Below are 20,850 nucleotides of genomic sequence, written 5' to 3'. Positions count from 1 at the left end.
AGATGAACGGTTGTATCACAACCGCCTATCTTGCCGCCCTGCACTCGGAACTCGTGGGCGGAGAGTAGCACAGGGGCCCTATGTTTTAAAAGAAAATGATGATGAAAAAGGAAGAAAAAAACATCCGCAATAAATGGCTCCACATCAGGTTAAGCCCTGTGGAATTCAGCATGATTCAAGACAAGTTTGAAAAGACCACCTGCCGGGGGAAAAGTGACTTTTTAAGGGCGCTTATTTTTGAGAAGCCCGTTGTGACAACCTACCGTAACCAATCCCTCGATGAAGCTGTTACCCTGCTTGGCTTGCTCAACAGGGAACTCAACGCCATTGGCAACAATTTCAACCAGTCGGTAAAAAAACTACATACCCTGAAACATTCTGACGACGTTGTAGGCTGCATCATAAAACAGGACATTCAAAAAAACACCCTGTTTAATAAGATTGATGAAATCAAAAACTTAATGCGGTTAATTACCGAAAAATGGTTGCGGTAATAAAATCGGGGAGCTCGCTTCTCAGGATCCTGAATTACAACGAAAATAAAGTCAGCGAAGGGATTGCGGCCTGTATCGCGGCACTAAATTTCCCCTTGGATGCTGAGCGTATGGCCTTTGATACAAAAATTAAAACGCTTGAAAAATGGACGGCACTCAATCAGAACACACGCAGGAACAGCGTCCACATTTCCCTGAATTTCGACCTATCGGAACAAAGCATGGACAACGGGCGCATGGAGGCAATCACAACAGCGTATATGGACAGGATAGGCTTCGGGGAACAGCCTTATTTGATATACCGTCATCACGATGCCCGGCATCCCCACCTGCATATTGTGACCACCAATATTCGCCGCGACGGTTCACGCATTGACCTCCACCACCTGGGCATACGCAAGTCCGAACCCGCCCGTAAGGCTATAGAAGAGGAATTCAGTTTAGTAAAGGCCCAACAGGCAGGCAGAAGGCAGGGGCTTCCGTCTGTGGCAAATGCGGCAGTAGTGGTATACGGCAAGGCGGCAACAAAGAAGGCCATTCAAAATGTATTGCACACCGTTATCAATAAATACCATTTTACCAGCATCCCGGAACTAAATGCTGTGTTAGGGCTTTACAATGTAAGGGCCGAGACAGGCTCCGATACATCAAGGCTAAACAGATATGGAGGGCTACAATACAGCGTCCTGGATCAAGCCAAAAACCCTGTCGGGGTTCCCATCAAGGCAAGCCTTTTTTACGGTAGCCCGGGAAAGAAAAAACTCGCGGAGAAGTTTATACAAAACCGTAGTAAGCGTGCCGGACATGCCAACAGGGTAAGGAATTTGATTGACATAGTACTGGTCAAAGATACGACAACCATGGCGCAACTAAGGGCACAGACAGCCCAGCAAGGGCTCAATCTGGTATTGCGGGAAAATGCACAGGGCTATATCTACGGGATTACATTTGTAGACCACCGGACCGGGGCGGTCTTTAACGGGAGCGACTTGGGGAAAAACTATAGCGCCAAGGCGATACAGGATAAGTGTGCACCCCCCTCCAAAAAGACATATTCGAAAGGCACCCAAAAAACAGAAACCCAACGGACAATCAACCAGATTATGGAAAGTGCCGACAAGATAATCAGTGCCTTCCTGGAAACGGAAAATACCTATGATCCTATTTCCAGGGAACTGAAAACCAATAAAAGAAAAAGAAAGCGCAAAGGTTCACGATAACATAAATTACAAGGTTATGAGTACAGGAGAAAATGAACAGGCACTACGCAAAATACTGGATATGACACGCCTTATCAGCATGGTACTAATGGGGTTGCATCTCTATTATTATTGCTACACGGCATTTGAACAGTGGCAACTGGTAAGTGGCTTTACCGACCGTATATTGGGTAATATTGAAAGGACCGGGTTGTATAGCAATTTTCATAAATCGAAACTTTTTACGCTGCTGTTCCTTAGCGTTTCACTACTTGGCGCTAAAGGGAAAAAAGACGAAAAGCTAAGTTACAAGGCCGCTTTTGCTTATATCATAACGGGCTGCATATTATTTTTCGCGGCGGGCCTTTTATTTTTTGCACCAATTAGTGCATCGGTATTGCTATTCACCTACGGGGTGACAATACTGTTTGGTTACCTGTTAATGATAAGTGGGGGCACGTTACTCTCTAGGATACTCAGGCTTACGCTAAACGGCAACGACATCTTCAATAAGGAAAACGAAACTTTCCCACAGGAGGAACGGCTTTTGCAAAACGAATATTCGATTAATCTCCCGGCGGTTTATAAATTAAAAAACAGGGAGCGTAAAAGCTGGATTAACATCATCAATCCGTTTAGGGGGCTCTTGGTGCTGGGCACTCCGGGAGCCGGCAAGAGCTATTTTGTCATCCGTCACGTTATTACCCAGCACATCAAAAAAGGCTTTACGATGTTCGTGTACGACTTCAAATTTGACGACCTTTCTAAAATAGCTTACAACAGCTGGCTTAAATGGAAGCACCTTTATCCCAAGCCCCCTAAGTTCTTCATCATCAATTTTGACGACCTGAGCCGCACCCATCGTTGCAACCCCTTGGATCCCGCCGCAATGACCGATATTACAGATGCCGCGGAGTCCGCCAGGACGATACTCCTTGGACTCAGCAAAGAGTGGATTAAAAAACAGGGCGACTTTTTTGTGGAATCCCCAATAAACTTCCTTACCGCCATAATCTGGTACCTTAAAAAATTCAGGGACGGGGAATTTTGTACCCTGCCACACGTAATTGAATTAATGCAGGCGGACTACGACAGCCTCTTTACCTTGTTGCGTACCGAAAAAGAAATTGAAGTACTGATCAACCCGTTCGTCAACGCTTACCTCAACGATGTAATGGAACAATTGGAAGGCCAGATTGCATCGGCAAAAATAGCCATGGCACGCTTGTCTTCACCCCAGCTTTATTACGTACTTTCGGGTAACGACTTTACCCTTGACATCAACAACCCCGACGACCCCAAGATAATATGCATGGGGAACAATCCCCAAAAAATACAGATCTACGGTGCCGTGCTGAGCCTGTATGTAACACGCCTTGTAAAACAGGTCAATAAAAAAGGAAAACAGAAAAGCAGCCTGATATTCGATGAATTCCCAACGATATACCTCAACAATATGGACAGCCTGATTGCAACTTCTTCAGTGTACAGGAAAAAGCATGGCACGGATTGGGGCAAATCGTAAGCGATTACCCCAAAAGTACGGAAGCCATAAAATTTGCAGGGCTGGATTACGAGATAGCCAAGAAACCCAATACACACAACCTGCCAAGCGGCAAAAGCATCGAATCGAAAAGCAGCTTTTTTACCTACCGCACCGATAACGAAGCCGTACTTGGTGGGGCTGTGGGTAAGGACTACCACATTATACAAAACCGCGAGGCATTCGCTTTTTTTGATGCCATTGTAGGCGGTGGGGATGGTATCTTATACGAGACCGCAGGGGCACTCGGACAGGGGGAGCGCATATTCATTACCGCAAAACTGCCGGGTTATATCCGTGTGGGTAAGGGGGACGACATCACAGAAAAATACATCTTCCTGACCACCGCGCACGATGGCTCAGGCAGTATTACCGCAGCCTTTACCCCTATCCGTGTAGTATGCCAAAACACCCTGAATGCAGCACTCAAAGGCATGACCAATGTCGTGCGCATCAAGCACACCGCAGGGGCAAAAGAACGTTTGGAGGATGCCCACAAGGTAATGGGGCTTGCCGATACACTGAGTACCCAATTGGAGGGGATATTCAACAATTGGGCTACCGTAAAAATCAGCGATACCGAGGTGCGCAAGCTCATCGAACTGGCACTATGCCCCAACAGCCGCCATCTAAAATGTATGAAGCCGTAGGTAACCTGCCGTTTGTAACGGAAGAGTTTAGCGACCTTTTACAAGCCGCAGCATCCCAAGACGATACGCCAAGCTGTTCGCTTGCTGAAGCCCTTTTGAAACAGGATTTGTATATCAACGCTGCTCTCGCACAGCTTGGGTGCAGCCTGCTTTGGAACCTGCTCAGGGAAGGCATGACCGCATACCGTGGGTTCTTCCTGAACATAGCGGATTTCAGGGCGCAGCCGTTGCCTGTATAAAATCTACGCCGCGCGGCACTCCCTACCGGGGAAAGCCGTGCGGTGCTTAAAATTGGAGTCCCCGTCGCAAGGCCATAGCCTTGCGACGGGGCTTTTTATTACTATGGCAAATCACTTACCAAAATCACCCCTACTGAAATTCAGTCCAACGTACCACATTATTATAGTTTTTTTTAAAATGGAAAGTGGAGTCGGTAAAAACACCGGATCAGGAAACGCCGCAATACCCGTTGGTAAATCTGTAAGGGTGCCTGCAGGGAACTGGCTGGAACCTGCAAGCCTTTTGCCGTGATAAATCCATGTAGCAGTAACCTGAGAAAATTATTGAGATAAATAGCAATAAAAGTAATACAAGCGACTACAATCTTAATGAGCCTTTAAAGAATGTTAACTCCAATTATAGCAATTACATACAGGAAGAATTTTATAACATTTAATTCTCTGCTTCAGTTTTTACGTCAAAAGAATATTAAACTATTTTGAACTGCTTTTTATTCGCCTTAAATTCATAAGGAATTAAAAATCAAAATCATGAAAGCATTGTGGAAAGGCAGCATCAGCTTTGGCCTGGTGCACATCCCTATAAAAATATACAGCGGTACCCAAACCCACCGCCTGGCATTAGACATGGTACGCAAAAAAGACAAATGTGCCATTCAATACGTTCGGATATGCAAAAAAGACGGCAAGGAAGTATCCTGGGAAGATATTGCCAAAGGCTATCGTAAGGAAAATGGCGATTATGTAATTCTCGATAAGGATGATTTTGCAAAAGCAGCACCCGAGAAAACACAGTCACTCGATATTTTTGAGTTCATTAAAGAAGAAGAAATCCCTTCTAAATACCTTGAGAAACCCTATATAACAGAACCCGCCAAGGATGCCAAAAAAGTATATGCCCTTTTGCGTGAGGCGCTGCGCAAATCAGGCAAAGTCGGGCTTTGCAAGTTTGTGATGCGCACCACTGAACACCTTGGGATATTAAAAGTTGAAGAAGATGCTATACTCTTAATCCAGATACGTTTTGAGGATGAGCTGCGTGACCCCGAAGAAGCAGGGCTAATACCAAAAGATGTAAAAATCGCGAAGAAAGAGCTGGATATGGCATTGAATATCATAGACCAGCTTACCGACAAATTTGACCCCACAAAGTATAAAGATACCTACAAGGCCGAACTCATTAAGATGATTAAGAAAAAGGCAGCGGCTAAGCCCAGCGCCAAAGCCCCTGCGCCGCTCAGAAAAAAGAAAACTCCTGAAGCGAAAGACGATTTATTGGAACAACTAAAGGCCAGCCTGGAAGCCATAAAAAACTAAGTTGCCATGAAACTATCTGAATACCATAAAAAGCGTGATTTCAAGAAAACGGCTGAACCAAAAGGTACAATCAAAAAATCAGGCGATGCACAGCATTTCGTGGTGCAGAAGCATGAGGCATCACACCTGCATTTTGACTGGCGGCTGGAAATTGATGGGGTTCTGGTAAGCTGGGCAGTACCCAAAGGCCCCAGTGCCGACCCATCGGTAAAAAGGCTTGCCATGCACGTGGAAGACCACCCCATGGATTATATTGATTTTGAGGGCACCATACCCAAAGGGCAATATGGTGGAGGTACGGTTATGGTGTGGGATACCGGTACCTATGTGGCTGAAGGTGCTGATACATTAGCCGAGAGCAAAAAAATGCTCACCAAAATGCACAAAGACGGCAACATCAAGGTCATCATGCAAGGCGAAAAGCTTAAAGGGGCCTACCACCTGGTGCGTATGAGCGGCAAAAAGGAAGAATGGCTGCTCATGAAAGGTAAGGATGAGTTTGCCACAAAACGGAACTTTAACCAAAACTCGGTATTAACCGGGCGCACCTTACCACAAATTGCAAAAGATAAAGATTCTGATACCTGGGAAAGTGGTAAGAAGGCCGCCAGTGCAAAAAGCGGCGATAAAGACAATATCCTGGAAAACGTCACGAAAAAGAAAGCCACAGCGTCATCTTTTACCGCTGACGACGTGGCCGGCGCCAAACGCCGGAAAACATTCCCAAAAGACTGGAAACCCCAACTTGCTACCTTAACCGATGAAGTATTTGACAATGAGGACTGGCTGTTTGAAAACAAGTATGACGGCTACAGGGCATTAATACAAATCAACAAGGGAAATGTGGAACTAACCTCCCGCAACAGGCTTTCCTTTAATAAAAAATATGCACCGCTGGTTGAAGCCTTCGGTAATATTAAAGACGATATGATACTGGATGGGGAAATTGTTGCGGAAGACACTAAAGGCAAGAGCCACTTTCAATGGTTGCAGGATTATGAAGATAATCCCGACCGTGGAAAACTGAAATGCTATGTGTTTGACATATTGTATTTCAACGGCTATGACCTTACCTCATTACCACTACTACAACGAAAACGCATACTGGAAGCACTATTGCCCAAGCAGGAAAGTATAGTGTATTCCGCGCATACCGTTGGTAGCGGTAAAAAGGCTTTAGAAAAAGTCAGGAAGCAAGGTGGTGAAGGGCTAATTGCTAAAAAGGCAGATTCGCTTTACCATGTAAACAAACGCTCAAAAGACTGGCTGAAAATAAAGGTAACCCAGGAACAGGAAATGGTTATTGGCGGTTTTACAGAACCAAAAGGTGCACGTAGTGGCTTTGGTGCGCTGTTATTGGGCTACTATCAAGATGATGAATTTATCTACTCGGGCAAGGTAGGTACAGGGTTTGATGAAACTTCATTAAAGGAGCTTCATAGTACTTTAAAAAAGCTGGAGGTAAAAACCTGTCCGTTTACCAAAAAGCCTAAAGAGCCCGGTGTGCATTGGGTAAAGCCGCAGCTGGTAGCACAGATTAAATATTCGGAGTGGACAGCGGCCGGAAGCCTGCGACATCCTGTATTTGTTGCGTTAAGAACCGATAAAAAAGCAACCGATGTGGTACGGGAAAAGTCCGTTAGCAAGAAAAAAGTTGTTAACAAAGATACTGGAACAGCAAACAGTTTTGATACTGAAAAAGTACCCATAACCAACCCTGATAAAGTATTCTGGCCGAAAGAAGGCTACACCAAAGGCGATGTGATTGCGTATTATGATGCTATGGCAGAATATGTACTGAAGTATGTAAAGGAAAGGCCACAGTCCCTACGTCGTAATCCCGATGGGATTAAAAATGATGGATTCTTTCAAAAAGACATGGGGGGCAAAGCACCGAAATGGACAACGACCCGGAAATTGAAATCTTCATCAGACGGGGAATCTATAGAATATCTGATTTGTAATGATAAGGAAACCCTGATGTATATGGCCAACTTGGGCTGTATAGAAATAAACCCGTGGAGCAGCCGTATTGGCAACATTAACAACCCGGATTACATTATTTTTGACCTCGACCCAAATGAAGCTTCACTAAAAGACCTGGTTACAACGGCAAATAAAGTAAAAGAAGTATTGGATAAGCTGAATATTAAAGGCTACCTAAAAACATCCGGTGGCAAAGGGCTGCATATTTTTATTCCGGTTAAACCGAAATACACCTACGACCAAACCCGTGATTTTTCTCACCTTATTAGCCATACGGTACACAGTGCCTTGCCGGATATTACCAGCCTGGAGCGTATGCCCAAAAACCGTGTGGGTAAAGTCTATCTGGATTTTCTGCAAAACGGTAAAGGTAAAACCATGGCGTGTGCCTATTCGCTACGTCCTCGTGAAGGAGCTACTGTTAGTACACCCTTAGACTGGAGTGAGTTAAACGGTAAATTTGATATCAAGAAGTATAACATCAAAACAGTACCCAAACGGGTGGTGGAAAAAGGTGATTTGTGGGAAGGCTTTTTTGAAGATGCGGTTGATTTAACGTTGGTGCTGAGCGAAATCAGAAAAGTATAGAGACTAATATAAGCTTCTTTAAACCTATTCCCGGAGAAAAAGTTTAAATTGAACGACGACAATCTCCGCCACAAACGCTTTCCTATCATACCAAAGGTGCTTTTTTGCTACTTTAAAAGCGATGTAACTATCAATGTTAAAGCTACATAAGACGTCAATATTTAATCAGAAAGGCGTTCATTAGACCCAAACCTATAGAAACGGTTTTCCAAGCTCTCTTTTGTCTCTGCCATATAGGTAAATTCCAGATTTTTTTCATCAAAAATTGTAAAGAATTCGTCCCATGAGACCTGTACATCATCCTCTGCAAAACCAAGGAAATTAATATGAAGCTTATCGCTTTTCCTACCGTCATTGTCTTTCAATACAGCAGGTTTGCCTCCCTTGGATTTAGTCCATGCAATTATCTTAGCATGCGAAATAGTCGTATCACATCGCATGTTTTCCATACTGGTAAATGAGGGTGTATTCATACCTTGAAGTTTAATTTTCATCTGATTACAGTAAAATTACTTCAAGCATTAAGGCCATTTTGTTAAGGACTGGTAAGCTTCTGTTAAGCAAATGCAATATATTTTTGGTTTATGATAATATATGTGAATTTTAAAAGACTTCACTTTCTTTCCTCCTGAGATTCTTTCTCAATTGCTTTTATTTCGACTTTCTCTTTTTTTATTGCCTGCCGCAACAAGGCGAAAATACTCATGTAAAAATTGGCTACATATACTAAGGCAAAACCTGCGATGACATATCCCTTCCATCCGGTAAGCAATAATTGGAAATTCGTTAGTAACAGAAAAGCAATCGTAACGTAGTGGCTGAAGCAGTATTCGCAAGTGAATAAATAGAAGAACTTCCTTCGCCATAGCGATTTGGAATTCTTACTGCAATTGACACAGTACTCCCTGGGTTCGCGAAATACTTCTTCGTGCGTAACGGTCCAGGCTACACACGCTATTGGGATTGCCAGTAGAAAAAGCCAGGTTATTTGAGTGGTGAGCGACATTTCGGTATGTTTTACGTAAAGTTACCTCTAATGTAAATGTGCTGTGTAACACCATACGTTAATAACTGACCCTAATATGTTAAATGTGGCACGATGGCATTGCCCATTTCGGTAGCTTTACATAAAATCTCTTTAGTCACCTTGCCCATATACGTTATTGCGATTGTGTATTTTGTCCATTTTCGTACTTTAGCTAAGTGTGATGCCATTACTCAAGTCATGACATAAAAAAAATGGAACTAACCGAAAACAAAGGCCTTCTTCAAGCACTGTTCGACTCTGCCTCAAACGGTATCGTGGTATTGCAGCCCGAATACAACGAAGTAGATGTTCCTGTGGATTTTACTGTGCAGCTTTGCAACGATACCGCCCTGAAATGGATTGGAGAAAAGGACTTTGCTGGCAAACGCTATTCAGAACTTTTTTCTTCACGTGACGAAAAAAGTATTTTTGAACTGCTTATCACAGTAACCAAATCTGGCAATCCGGGTAAATTAGAACATCATTATACCATTAACAACCACGAATACTGGTTGCGCATTACCGTTACCAAACAAGCGGATTTACTTATAGTAACAACCGAAGATATAACCGAACAAAAGGGGGCCCAGGCGACTCTCGAAAAAGCACTTGATACCGCAGAGCGGCAAAGAAGGCTCTACGATTCCATCACTAACAATACGCCGGATCTGGTGTATGTTTTTGACCTCGATTACCGGTTTACCTACGCAAACAAAGCGCTTTTGGCAATGTGGGGGAAGAGTGCGGAAGATGCCATTGGCGTCGGCCTGCGCGAAAACGGGTATGAAGAATGGCACGCTGCCATGCACGAACGTGAAATTGATGAGATAAAAATTAATAAAAAGTCAATCCGGGGTACTGTTTCCTTCCCTCATGCCGAATTGGGCAGCCGTATTTACGACTATATCCTTGTACCGGTATTGAATGAAGAAGGTCAGGTAGAAGCTATTGCCGGAACTACCCGGGACATTACCGACCTTAAACAAGCGGAAGAGAAACTACAGCACAGTGAAATGCGCTTGAGCGGGATGATACAGCAAACCCCGGCACCAACGTTAATACTGATGGGTGATGATTTAATCGTAGAACAGATTAATGAACCTATGCTGAAGATGATCGGCTTTGGCAAAGAAATTATTGGCACATCGCTTCTAAAAAATATGCCGGAATTAACCGAGCAGTACATTTGGGGACAGGTCATTAAAGTGTATGAAGAAGGCATACCTTTTAACCAATCAGAAGTACTGGTATCGCATAAGCGCACGGGTATCATGATAGATTATTATTACAACATTGCTTACCGCCCCCTTTGGGAAAACGGAAAGATAATCGGTATGATACAGGTAGCCATTGATGTAACCGAACAGGTTACCGCGCGCAAGAAACTGGAAGAAAGCGAAAGCCGTTTCCGTGCTTTGGTAAATGCGTCCTCCGACATGGTGTATAGTATGAATGCCGACTGGACAATCATGCGCAACCTTGAAGGACGCGGCTTCCTCACCGACACCGGGGAACCGATGCTGAATTGGATTGAAAAATACATCTATAACGAAGATCGCGATATTGTAGAAAAGGCAATAGAAACAGCAGTGTCTGCTAAAACTATATTCGAACTGGAACACCGCGTCCTTGCAGCGGATGGCTCCCTCGGATGGACGTTCTCGCGGGCAGTACCCATTTTTGACCAGTATGGCAACATTCAGGAATGGTTTGGTTCCGCTGCCGATATTACCACACAAAAAACCATGACTGAAAAGCTGGAAGGCCTTGTGGCAGAGCGCACCAGGGATTTACAGCGCTCTAACGAAGACCTGCAGCAATTTGCACACGTTGCTTCACACGACCTTAAGGAGCCGGTACGTAAGATAAAAACATACACAAGTAGGCTGGAATACCATTTAGACGGAAAGCTGGATGATACCGGCAAGCGGTTCATGGAGCGCATACATGTGGCTACAGACCGTATGTTCTCGATGATAGATGGGGTGTTGTCTTATTCCACTACTAATGCAGCCCCACAAATGGCAGCTCGGGTCGACCTAAATGAAGTATTGAAAAATATTGAAACTGACCTGGAAGTTACCCTGCAAAAAGTAAACGGCAGTATCGACTATCAAAACCTGCCTGTTATTGAAGGTGCCCCGGTACTGCTGTACCAACTATTTTATAACCTTATCAACAATTCGGTAAAGTTTGCCAGGCCCGGCATCCCGCCACAGGTTTCCATTATGGGAGAAATAGATGAGAGCATTGCAAGAATTACACTTTCTGATAACGGAATAGGATTTGAACCTCACCACGCCTCACGCATTTTCGAAACCTTTACCCGACTTAACCCTAAAGATGAGTTCGAGGGTACCGGCCTCGGATTATCATTATGCAAAAAAATCGTGGAGCGCCACGGCGGTACAATCTCAGCCACGGGAATCCCCGGCGATGGCGCGACATTTATTATAACACTTCCTTTGCAGCAAAAAGAAATCGATATTTAGACATGGGACAAAACGTAATTTTGCTGGCTGACGACGACAGGGACGATAGGGAAATGTTCCAGGAGGCATTGGAAATTATAAATGATGACCTGCTGTGCTACACTGCTGTCAATGGCGATGAATTATTGAAACAATTAAAGGGGGTGGAAGAGATACCGGATTTAATTTTCCTGGACATGAACATGCCTGTTATGAGTGGTTTGGAGTGCTTAAAAGTCCTAAAAGAAGACCTGCGACATGGTACTATACCCGTGATTATGATCTCCACGTCTTCGCACCGGAAAGAGATGGATGATTCCTTGGCACTTGGTGCCCTGTGCTATTTTGTAAAACCAAATGATTTTCGGGATCTGGTCGAAATATTGAGGGTAATTACTGCCAATCTTGGACCCGGCCTAAAAGAAGCACTTGCAGCTCTCTATTCAAAAGGTTGCAAACACATCCATCTTTCCTGGAACAAGTAATGATTATTTGAAGTATGCCAAACCCATTTACGAATTATTTTTCGTTTCCTTAGTGATATTAGCAGTAGGTTTTTCAGTCTCCTTCTCTTCTACATAAACAGCATACTCGGCTGGCAATATCTTTTCACCTTTAAACGCAGCGTAGGCTTTGGTAAACTCCGCGCTGAAATACATAATGGCTGCCGAATAATACACCCATAGTAATATCACAATGAGTGAGCCTGCCGCGCCGTACGTGGACGCGGTACCGGAAGAATTAATGTAAATGCCGATAACATAGCGCCCCAAAAGAAACAGCAAGGTGGTGAATACAGCACCGGCACGTACATCCCGCCATTTTATCTTGGCATCAGGAAGCACTTTATAGATCACCGCAAATACCACGCTAAGCACCACAAGGTTTACTACGATACTGAGAATATAAAACAATCCCACCCATACATCGGCAAACCAGCCTTTGAGAAGGGTGTTAAAGGTGTCCAACAAGCCGTTTACCACCAGCGAAATTACCAACAGGAAGCCCAAGCCAATAATGAGTGAACCGGAAAGCAGCCTGTCCTTTAACAGCTTTACCCAACCGCGTTTCGGCTTAGCCTTCACGCTCCATATCATGTTGATGGAATCCTGCAATTCGCCAAATACGGTAGTGGCACCGATTACGAGTGTTACCGCGCTGACCACAAGTGAGAACGTGGTATCGCCCGATAGTTCCATATTCTTGATAATTTCCTGTACCTGAGCTGCTGCCTGATTGCCAAGTAGTCCATTGAGTTCTGTAAACACGGTCCCCCTTACGGCATCTTCGCCAAAAAATGCCCCGGCAAGGGAGATTATAAGCAGTAGTAACGGGGCAAGGGAAAATAACGTGTAGTAAGCAAGTGAAGCACTTAACTTTAAGCCCTTGTCTTCAGAGAATCCCTTAATGGTGTCTTTAAAAATGGTAAAACTGTCTGAAAATATCTTTTTAAGCTTCATATCCGTTTCTTTTCAAAGTTTATAAGAAAGCGCCTTAGCATACTGACAAAAAAATGAAAGCTTCTATGTACTTATAGCTTTTTGTATAAAAGCGAAAGGCAGCATAAGGACTAATAAAGGAAGTACGACCAAAGTAATGACCAACAGCTCCAACAAGAGCATAACCCCTGCTATTGCAGTACTGAAAATAGTATCGTTATGTGGCTTAATCTTATACATCTTTCTTTAGAATTAACTTTTTATTGCTATAGCATCGTTTCACCACTTAATCCGATGCGATTTTGTTTATCATGCCATTGAAAATAAAATAATGAAATGGAAGGACGGCGTACCAATACAACCTTCCCCAAAGCCCGACGGGACGGAAGGTCGCCGTTTGATAAACGGTTCCATCCTTAACTTTAAACTCCAGCCAGGCCTCACCGGGCATCCGCATTTCAGCATATAGCAGCAACCGCTTTTCTTCAGTATTGGAATATATCACCCTCCAGAAATCAAGTACATCCCCGGTATTGACTTCAACGGCGTTTTTACGGCCACGTTTCAGACCGACGCCTCCGAAAAGCCTGTCCAAAAAACCCCGGAATTCCCACAGCCAGTTGCCATAATACCAACCTGAGGCACCACCAATAGCAAATATACGTTTGAGTGCTTTTACAGGGTCAGCTGCCTTCCGCTGCTTTTTATCAGTAAAGACTCCGAACTGGGGTACCTTCAGCTGTTTCTCTACCATCTTTTTTGAATACGTACCTCCTATAGCATCCTTCCAGCTGGAAAGCACCAAATTTTGTTCAATTTTATCAAAAGCAATCCGGATGGCTTCGCGATACGATAACGGTTTGATATCAAGTTGCTCGGCAAGGTTGTTCGGTTTTGCAACTACATCCACACTCATACTATTTACAAGGTTGCGTGCGAGTGTATAGGATGTTGACGTAACGAAATACAGCCAATATGAGGATAACTTAGGGGTAAAAAAGGGTACCGTTATAATACGACGCTTTAATCCTCTCTCTGCAGCAAATTCCAATAGCATTTGTTTATAGGTATGGATATCAGGACCGTAAATATCAAAGTGTTTGCCGAAAGTAAATTCTTTGAGCAGCACCCCGGATAGAAATTCAATAACGTTGCGTATTGAAATGGGCTGGCACTTTGTATTTACCCATTTCGGTGCCACCATCACCGGCAATTTCTCAACCAGGTCTCTGATGATTTCAAATGATGCGCTACCGGAGCCTACAATAATACCTGCCCTCAACGTGGTAACGGATGTGGTTCCGGAATTGAGTACTTCTTCAACTTTTTTGCGTGAGGCAAGATGTTTGGAAAGTTTAGCATCGTTAACAATACCGCTCAGGTAAATGACCTGGCGGGCATTTGTCTTATCAATAGCTTCAATGAAATTGCGAGCAGAAGTCTCCTCCTTACTGCCAAATTCCCCAGAGCCACTCATAGAATGCACTAAGTAGTATGCGGCATCAATATCATTCGGGAAATGTTCCAGGCTTTGCTTGTCTAAAAAATCAGCTTCGATTACCTCCAGCTTGCTGTCCTTACCATAGCGTTTTTTATTAAAGCGGGTACTGTCGCGCACCGAGCATACAACATGATGCCCCTGTTCCAAGAGGACAGGGAGCAATCGCTGTGCTATGTATCCGGTCGCACCGGTAAGGAGGATTTTCATGGAGACTGTTATAAATAAAGTAACTGCTTTTCAGCTATCCATAAATTTACAACGTTCCAAAATCAACAACTGTTGTGGGAATGATAATTGTGATAGTATTAGCAAAAAGAAGTGATAATGGAATATGATGTATTGTCGTATCATTATGCTGGCTTTGTGATTTACAAGTCAGCTCAACCATACCTTTCTTTCCAACCTGATTTTAACCGGCTATATACCTCATTCGCCTCAGCCTCTTTCCATGCATCATAAAAAATGGCTGCTGCCCTGGCCTTTTCAGGTTCACCGGTACCTTTTTCAAAAGGCCTGTAGTTTTTTTCACGGTCGTATTTTTTACCACCTTTGTAATTGGCATACCGCCTCGCACGCGTAAAACCCATCTGGAGGTATTTACGTGCCATATCTGCCCCAACGAAATCATCCTGATGAAGATATTGATGAAACAGTTCCAAAATTTTGGTGCTGCTTTCCTGTGCTATCTCGGCATCTTTAAAACGCCAGTACTGGCCAATCTCGCTTTTATAAGGTTCGCATATCAGCACGCCCTGTTCCCCTTTACCGACCCTATACAATTCCGGATGCCGGCGGTAATCAATATCCGGTTTCCATGGGTAGTTGTCCTTATCGAAATCAAGATAACTGGGTGTATCCATGGCTATGTTATCCTTGGATTATCAATTGTCGACACCCATTCTTTTTCGCCACAGCGGCTGCATTTGCTACTTTGCGCCAACTCTTCGCAATTCCCACAGTTAGTGCAGGCATACTCCCCATGGCGGGTAATATGCTCTGATTTTTTATTGTACTGTTTTGGCAATACAGGCAGCCCGGGCTTCACCTTATCATCGGGATAAAAAAATATGCTGAGCTTGCCATTGGTTTCAAGTATTGCCGTTTCGACCTGCCCGACGTGTGACACGCCCTCGTTCCTTAATTCTGCCAAAAACTCGTCCTTTGCGAAATTATGCGCTGTACGGCTTACCATAACAAATTGGCCATCTTCTATAATGTACATCGGGTCGCCTTCCACCAGGCTTTCAAAATTCTCATTTTTACCGGCATAATAGGTAATGATACGGTACAATATAATGATTACAGCAAAAACAAGCAATGAAGGCAGTATAGGATAATCGTTACTGAGCATGGGATCCCCGGCTGCCGAACCCAGGGCAATAATTATGGCGACCTCAAAAATGGAGAGCTGGCGTACGCCCTTCTTGCCGCTCAGGCGCAAAAAGGTAAGCACCAGCAGAAACATGATTAGCGTGCGGAGCCCAATCTCCAAAGATTGTTGCCAGTCCAGGCCGTTGAGGAAAATGCCTTCCCAATCAAATTTCATACGCTTATTTTTTTAGTTTGTTGTTCAAGGTGGCCCACGATGCGCAGTGATGCCTCCTCACAAAAGTCAAGGCCCGAGTAATCCGGGTTAAAACCACCAATGTAAGGCACTGCCATTACAAATAACCGCTCATTACCCGTGCCGTCAGGCCCCACGATTTGGAAATTATCGTTGATGCTGATTCCGGGGACTTTAAGTACGTAGTGCCCTTCTTCCGTTTTTACATTTTTTGTTTTATTCTTAAATAATTCCTCGCCTTTACTATCCGACCTGAAACGTAATGTTGCCGGGGTAATTACATTACCTGAAAGCAGGCTTTTAAAAGGGAATTCTTCAAACGAGAGGTGCGGCTGCCCCACACAATCAACAAATGTTTTAAAGGAAGCGGAGCACCTTTCATCATCCTCATTGCAGTAGTGATAAGATATACCGCCATTATCGTTAATTTCGATATCACTTTCCTGGCCAACTGATAAGATTTCCAGCTTACCGGCATTGTGCAGTGCAAGCAATTCGCGGCATGATGTCTGCGGGACAAAAGCAATCACAACCGAAATTAAAGGCATCAGCGTTTTTTGGAGCCTAAGCATATCTTCTGCCGAAAGGTATTTTGCAGGATAGTTCATCGCAAAACTCAACACGGCAAGCAGTTCTTTCCAATACACCGACTCCCGTTTTTGTATGGACTGTTCGGCTTCTAAATACTCCCTGCGCAGGAGTTCAAAAGGATCTGCTTTTTCACGGAAACCCATTACAAGGTCTACAAATTCTTCAATGCTAAGGTTTTTAATGCGCTCGTAAAAGTCCCTGTCTTTCTCCTTGAAAAGGTCTTTATAGTCTTTTTCAAATATATAATCGAGCGAGAGGAAACCGTTATTTTCCCGTTTATGCTGTTCAATTTCTTTAGGTGTCAGCAGGGAGTCGTTTTGCAGGTGCGAGTCTTCCAGGTGAAAGCGTACCGCAGGGAGTAAGCCGTTCCTGGAATGCATTATCATCTTAAAACGCTTTGTGCCTTTTAAAGGAATATACTGCAGCATGCCATCATTACCCTCCACAAAATTTCCATTGCTCCGTGCCAGGGTGCGTATAGCATCTATTGCTGTAAGGGAACATCCCCTAATTGCAACCGCATGGTTCAACTCAAGCTTTAGCTTGGCTGGCGGGTAAGGGCTGTCAAAATATCCCGGAACCTTGCCTTCATGTTTTTTCGGCCAGTTGTGCCCGGTACAGATAATGGCCGCATCAAAGGGCTCAACCCGCTCACCCTCGATTTCGATGAAAACCTGTTGTAATTCCGGCTTGTCAATGATATCGGTTACCGATGTGCCGAGATGCAACACGACCGTAAAGCCCGCTGCACGGGCTTTATCGCACAGTAACCCGAACTGGCTTTCCAGGTATTTGCCAAAAAGCAGGCGTGGCACTACCTTATATTCGTTGAAATTCCGGGGAGTAATATGATAAGGCTGGAGCACGGCGTTGTCCACAGTATCGACCCAATCCTGCATCGAGGTTACAATTGTAGGTATTTCATTAGCCGATACATTAGTAATGTGCTCCCTGTTCGCGCCCTCGCTGCTATATGGCATCCCGGCCCCAACCTGCGATTTGCGCTCAAAAATTTCAATGGTTATATTTTTATCGCCTGATTCTATGAGCCTTTTAAACATAAACATGCCGCTGGGACCCGCGCCCAGAATCGCAATCCTTCTATTTTCTGTTTCCATTATAGTGTTAGGTAATTTCCGTTGTACACTAAGTTAGCATGGAGATGGCCGAAAAATTTCTAATAAAATATTAAATAAACCGATGCTGCATAATTTTAATATATTCCTGCAAAATTTCACATCAATATTTATAAATTCTTTACCATTTCCGCGCCCTGCTATTCGCTACATTAGATTTCTTAATTGTCAATTATGGAAACCGCTACTGTAGAAGCACCTGTTGCACCTGCTAACAGAAATACCAAAAAGTTATACCACTACCAGGAATCAGATATTACTACGCTTTTCGAAAAAATCGGGGAAAGTACCACACCGCAACGGCTCCTGTACCAATTGCCCACCGGCGGGGGGAAAACCGTCATATTTTCTGAGATTGCGAAACGATATATTAAAAAGTTCCAACGAAAAGTGGTTGTGCTTACACACCGCAAAGAGCTGTGCCGTCAAACGGCAACAACCCTCAAAAATGCCGGGATAGCCAATAAAGCCATAACCAGCACCGTAAAATCGATAAGCCGTAAAGACCGCTCGCTATGCTATGTTGCCATGGTTGAAACCCTGAAGAACAGGATAAAATCAGGACAGATGAATACCGATACTGTAGGCCTTGTGATCATCGATGAAGCCCACCACAACTCTTTCCAAAAACTACTTGATAAATTTAAAAATGCGACTGTCATTGGGGTTACCGCCACGCCTTTTAGTGCAGATATCAATTTGCCCATGAAGAACAACTACAGCGAATTGATTGTCGGTGCCCCTATAGGTTCACTCATTGAACAGGGCTTTCTGGCACGCCCTAAAACCTGGAGGTATGACGTGGAACTCAACTCGCTTATAACAGGCCAGCACGGGGACTATACCGTCAGCTCTTCAGACGCCCTCTACTCCGCCCCGGCCATGCTGGAGCTGCTGTTGCATGCGTACCGCGAGCATTCCAAAAACAAAAAAACACTGATTTTCAATACCGGTATATTTACCTCTAAAGCAGTCTGCCAAATGTTTACCGATGCAGGATACGATTGCAGGCACCTGGATAACAAGACATCACCTGCAGAACGTGAAGCCATTCTAAAATGGTTTAAAAAGACCAAAGGTGCCATACTCACATCAGTCTCTATACTGACCACCGGATTTGACGAGCCTTCGGTGCAAACGGTTATCCTGAACCGTGCCACCAACTCGCTTACCCTGTACCACCAGATGATTGGCCGTGGCTCGCGCAGGCTGCCAAATAAAAAGACCTTTAACATCATTGACCTTGGTAATAATACCGACCGTTTCGGCGAATGGAACGCCCCTGTGGACTGGAAGTATGTTTTTGAAAATCCGGAGCAATACCACGAAAGCATGAGCAGCCATACGGAATATGAAAGCCATACTATATCCCCTGAAATACGTTCCAAATTCCCCAATTCCCTTGAAGTATTGTTTGATGTCCAGCAGGCGCACCACAAGGCAACGGAAAACGGGGAGAAACCCAAAACAGTAATCCGCGACTCCATCCGCCAGCATGCCGTGATGTGCGTCGATAATGCCGAAACCATTTCAGAAGCGCTACACCTTAGTGAAGAACTGGAAAAGGAAATCAACTGGAGAGTAAAGCAATATGCCAAATGCCTGGGCAAAGTCACAAAGAATTATACCGAATGGCTGGCAGGTGACTACAAAACCAAACTCAGGGTGCTGATACAAAAAATAATGCACAGGCGTGAAAGGCTGGCTGCGAAATAAGAAGTATGGAAAATCCTACAGAAAATAGTACAGCCGTTTCGTCAAAGCAAACGCGCCACAAAATCGGAAAAGCGCAAAAGAGGCTTTTACCCATAGCGTCATTAAACTCCATTGAATCGGAATGCCGTCCGAACTCCATAGATATTTTAAAGGAAAGTAGTGCGGGCAGGATGCAGAGCCTTTTGCCGCTGCGTTATGAACGTATGTCGGCCTCACCGTTTTCTTTCTTTAGGGGCAGCGCCGCCGTGATGGCTTTAGACCTGTCATTAGCACCATCGACCAACCTAAAGCTCCAGGTTTGCGGCGATTGCCACCTGCTGAATTTCGGCGGGTTTGCAACGCCGGAACGTAAACTAGTGTTTGACATTAACGACTTTGACGAGACGTCAGTTGCCCCTTGGGAATGGGATGTAAAACGTCTTGCGGCGAGCTTTGCCATTGCGGGGCGCGACAAGGGCTTCTCTGACCTTCAATGCCATGAAGCTGCATGGACGGCAGTAAACAGCTATCGCAAGCACATGGCTGAATACGCCGAAATGTCGGCCCTGCAAATATGGTACGCGCAGATAAGCCTGAAGGAACTGATACACTCAGGCAAGATAAAGGAGATGAAGCAATTCGACCCTAAAGAAATAAAAAAGGCCATCAAGCGCATACCACATCAAAAAGAATTTGCAAAGCTGACCCACAATAAACAGGGACACCCGTTGATTAAGGACAACCCGCCCCTGATTTTCCACGTCCCAAAGGAAAAGCAGGCCGGTTTCTTTGCTGAGTCGGAAAATGCTTATTGTAGATACCTGCGCTCACTGTCCCATGATAAAAAGACATTGCTGAGCCGCTATAAGATACAGGATGTCGCCATGAAGGTGGTTGGTGTGGGCAGCGTAGGTACGTTTTGCGGCGTATTATTGTTGATGTCTGCGATGGGCGAACCGCTATTCCTCCAATTTAAGGAAGCGCACCAAAGCGTGCTGGAACCCTATGCAGGGAAAAGCAAGTTCAAATACCACGGCCAGCGGGTGGTTGCAGGCCAAAAACTCATACAATCGGCCACAGATATCTTTTTGGGCTGGACGACCGACGTTGCAGGGAGGCAGTTTTACATACGCCAGTTGCGCGATGCCAAAGTAAAGCCATCGCTGGATACCATGGAACATGATATTTTCCTGCGGTATGCAAAATCCTGCGGCTGGGCACTTTCTCGCGCGCATGCACGTACCGGGGATGCTGCCATCCTAAACGGTTATATGGGACAGGATGAACTGTTTGAAGACACAATAGCAAAATACGCCATGCAGTACGCCGACCAAAACGAAAAAGATTATGGGTTGCTGCTGCATGCCCTAAAGCACGGACTGTTGCCGACATAATCAAAAGCCAAAAACC

General features: G+C 44.6%; 17 protein-coding genes. 11 read left to right on the top strand and 6 right to left on the bottom strand.

Annotated features, from left to right (window positions below; all coding sequences use genetic code 11):
• The first annotated feature begins 101 nt into the window (after positions 1–101).
• The 7 genes from ACZIX4_RS02800 (at position 102) to ligD (ending at position 8,016) form a co-directional block, all read left to right on the top strand.
• Positions 102–494, top strand: a complete 393-nt coding sequence (locus ACZIX4_RS02800) for a plasmid mobilization protein (protein WP_463334087.1) — start codon at positions 102–104, stop codon at positions 492–494.
• Positions 482–1,714: a relaxase/mobilization nuclease domain-containing protein gene (locus ACZIX4_RS02795; protein WP_463334086.1), complete on the top strand. Its 1,233-nt coding sequence runs from the start codon at positions 482–484 to the stop codon at positions 1,712–1,714. Before ACZIX4_RS02800 ends, ACZIX4_RS02795 begins: the two co-directional genes overlap by 13 nt.
• 16 nt (positions 1,715–1,730) lie before the next feature.
• Positions 1,731–3,218 (top strand): YWFCY domain-containing protein, encoded by a 1,488-nt coding sequence (locus ACZIX4_RS02790; protein ID WP_463334085.1) that lies wholly within the window; start codon positions 1,731–1,733, stop codon positions 3,216–3,218.
• A complete protein-coding gene (locus ACZIX4_RS02785; RefSeq protein WP_463334581.1) occupies positions 3,125–3,886 on the top strand; it encodes a DUF932 domain-containing protein in 762 nt (253 codons plus the stop codon). Before ACZIX4_RS02790 ends, ACZIX4_RS02785 begins: the two co-directional genes overlap by 94 nt.
• Positions 3,871–4,125 (top strand): hypothetical protein, encoded by a 255-nt coding sequence (locus ACZIX4_RS02780; RefSeq protein WP_463334084.1) that lies wholly within the window; start codon positions 3,871–3,873, stop codon positions 4,123–4,125. The genes ACZIX4_RS02785 and ACZIX4_RS02780 overlap by 16 nt, the downstream gene beginning before the upstream one ends.
• 531 nt (positions 4,126–4,656) lie before the next feature.
• On the top strand, positions 4,657–5,442 hold the full coding sequence (ku, locus tag ACZIX4_RS02775) for a non-homologous end joining protein Ku (RefSeq protein WP_463334083.1): 786 nt from the start codon (positions 4,657–4,659) through the stop codon (positions 5,440–5,442).
• Positions 5,443–5,448: 6 nt separating this feature from the next.
• Positions 5,449–8,016 carry a DNA ligase D gene (gene ligD, locus ACZIX4_RS02770; protein ID WP_463334082.1) on the top strand — a complete coding sequence of 856 codons (2,568 nt, stop codon included), beginning with the start codon at positions 5,449–5,451 and terminating at the stop codon, positions 8,014–8,016.
• Between the two features lie 161 nt (positions 8,017–8,177).
• On the opposite strand, the gene ACZIX4_RS02765 is transcribed toward ligD, so the two are convergent.
• A complete protein-coding gene (locus tag ACZIX4_RS02765) occupies positions 8,178–8,510 on the bottom strand; it encodes a hypothetical protein (protein ID WP_463334081.1) in 333 nt (110 codons plus the stop codon).
• A gap of 745 nt (positions 8,511–9,255) precedes the next feature.
• Here ACZIX4_RS02765 and ACZIX4_RS02760 point away from each other — a divergent pair.
• Positions 9,256–11,535 (top strand): PAS domain-containing sensor histidine kinase, encoded by a 2,280-nt coding sequence (locus tag ACZIX4_RS02760; RefSeq protein WP_463334080.1) that lies wholly within the window; start codon positions 9,256–9,258, stop codon positions 11,533–11,535.
• A gap of 2 nt (positions 11,536–11,537) precedes the next feature.
• Positions 11,538–11,999, top strand: a complete 462-nt coding sequence (locus ACZIX4_RS02755; RefSeq protein ID WP_463334079.1) for a response regulator — start codon at positions 11,538–11,540, stop codon at positions 11,997–11,999.
• Positions 12,000–12,026: 27 nt separating this feature from the next.
• Here ACZIX4_RS02755 and ACZIX4_RS02750 read toward each other — a convergent pair whose 3' ends face one another.
• From ACZIX4_RS02750 to ACZIX4_RS02730, 5 genes are all read right to left on the bottom strand, one after another.
• On the bottom strand, positions 12,027–12,974 hold the full coding sequence (locus tag ACZIX4_RS02750) for a YihY/virulence factor BrkB family protein (RefSeq protein WP_463334078.1): 948 nt from the start codon (positions 12,972–12,974) through the stop codon (positions 12,027–12,029).
• 265 nt (positions 12,975–13,239) lie between these two features.
• The gene (locus tag ACZIX4_RS02745) at positions 13,240–14,661 is read right to left on the bottom strand and encodes an SDR family oxidoreductase (protein ID WP_463334077.1); all 1,422 of its coding nucleotides are present in this window, start codon (positions 14,659–14,661) and stop codon (positions 13,240–13,242) included.
• A gap of 173 nt (positions 14,662–14,834) precedes the next feature.
• Positions 14,835–15,314, bottom strand: a complete 480-nt coding sequence (locus ACZIX4_RS02740; RefSeq protein ID WP_463334076.1) for a DUF4385 domain-containing protein — start codon at positions 15,312–15,314, stop codon at positions 14,835–14,837.
• Between the two features lie 2 nt (positions 15,315–15,316).
• Positions 15,317–16,000 (bottom strand): DUF421 domain-containing protein, encoded by a 684-nt coding sequence (locus tag ACZIX4_RS02735; protein WP_463334075.1) that lies wholly within the window; start codon positions 15,998–16,000, stop codon positions 15,317–15,319.
• On the bottom strand, positions 15,997–17,727 hold the full coding sequence (locus tag ACZIX4_RS02730) for an FAD/NAD(P)-binding protein (RefSeq protein WP_463334074.1): 1,731 nt from the start codon (positions 17,725–17,727) through the stop codon (positions 15,997–15,999). The genes ACZIX4_RS02735 and ACZIX4_RS02730 overlap by 4 nt, the downstream gene beginning before the upstream one ends.
• Before the next feature lie 192 nt (positions 17,728–17,919).
• On the opposite strand from ACZIX4_RS02730, the gene ACZIX4_RS02725 reads away from it, so the two are divergent.
• Positions 17,920–19,461, top strand: a complete 1,542-nt coding sequence (locus ACZIX4_RS02725) for a DEAD/DEAH box helicase (protein ID WP_463334073.1) — start codon at positions 17,920–17,922, stop codon at positions 19,459–19,461.
• A gap of 5 nt (positions 19,462–19,466) precedes the next feature.
• Positions 19,467–20,834 carry a DUF2252 domain-containing protein gene (locus ACZIX4_RS02720; RefSeq protein ID WP_463334072.1) on the top strand — a complete coding sequence of 456 codons (1,368 nt, stop codon included), beginning with the start codon at positions 19,467–19,469 and terminating at the stop codon, positions 20,832–20,834.
• Positions 20,835–20,850 lie beyond the last annotated feature (16 nt).

This window comes from Flavobacterium niveum (genome assembly GCF_055231775.1).
Note: the sequence above shows the minus strand (reverse complement) of the source record. Positions and strands in the feature narration are given on the sequence as shown.

Bases quoted from the DNA above. Each gene is read 5' to 3' on its own strand.
- ACZIX4_RS02780 (WP_463334084.1), top strand. From the start codon at position 3,871: ATGTATGAAGCCGTAGGTAACCTGCCGTTTGTAACGGAAGAGTTTAGC.
- ACZIX4_RS02755 (WP_463334079.1), top strand. From the start codon at position 11,538: ATGGGACAAAACGTAATTTTGCTGGCTGACGACGACAGGGACGATAGG.
- ACZIX4_RS02725 (WP_463334073.1), top strand. From the start codon at position 17,920: ATGGAAACCGCTACTGTAGAAGCACCTGTTGCACCTGCTAACAGAAAT.
- ACZIX4_RS02720 (WP_463334072.1), top strand. From the start codon at position 19,467: ATGGAAAATCCTACAGAAAATAGTACAGCCGTTTCGTCAAAGCAAACG.
- ACZIX4_RS02730 (WP_463334074.1), bottom strand. From the start codon at position 17,727: ATGGAAACAGAAAATAGAAGGATTGCGATTCTGGGCGCGGGTCCCAGC.
- ACZIX4_RS02795 (WP_463334086.1), top strand. From the start codon at position 482: ATGGTTGCGGTAATAAAATCGGGGAGCTCGCTTCTCAGGATCCTGAAT.
- ACZIX4_RS02745 (WP_463334077.1), bottom strand. From the start codon at position 14,661: ATGAAAATCCTCCTTACCGGTGCGACCGGATACATAGCACAGCGATTG.
- ACZIX4_RS02760 (WP_463334080.1), top strand. From the start codon at position 9,256: ATGGAACTAACCGAAAACAAAGGCCTTCTTCAAGCACTGTTCGACTCT.
- ACZIX4_RS02740 (WP_463334076.1), bottom strand. From the start codon at position 15,314: ATGGATACACCCAGTTATCTTGATTTCGATAAGGACAACTACCCATGG.
- ACZIX4_RS02790 (WP_463334085.1), top strand. From the start codon at position 1,731: ATGAGTACAGGAGAAAATGAACAGGCACTACGCAAAATACTGGATATG.
- ACZIX4_RS02800 (WP_463334087.1), top strand. From the start codon at position 102: ATGAAAAAGGAAGAAAAAAACATCCGCAATAAATGGCTCCACATCAGG.
- ACZIX4_RS02750 (WP_463334078.1), bottom strand. From the start codon at position 12,974: ATGAAGCTTAAAAAGATATTTTCAGACAGTTTTACCATTTTTAAAGAC.
- ACZIX4_RS02735 (WP_463334075.1), bottom strand. From the start codon at position 16,000: ATGAAATTTGATTGGGAAGGCATTTTCCTCAACGGCCTGGACTGGCAA.
- ku (WP_463334083.1), top strand. From the start codon at position 4,657: ATGAAAGCATTGTGGAAAGGCAGCATCAGCTTTGGCCTGGTGCACATC.
- ACZIX4_RS02765 (WP_463334081.1), bottom strand. From the start codon at position 8,510: ATGAAAATTAAACTTCAAGGTATGAATACACCCTCATTTACCAGTATG.
- ligD (WP_463334082.1), top strand. From the start codon at position 5,449: ATGAAACTATCTGAATACCATAAAAAGCGTGATTTCAAGAAAACGGCT.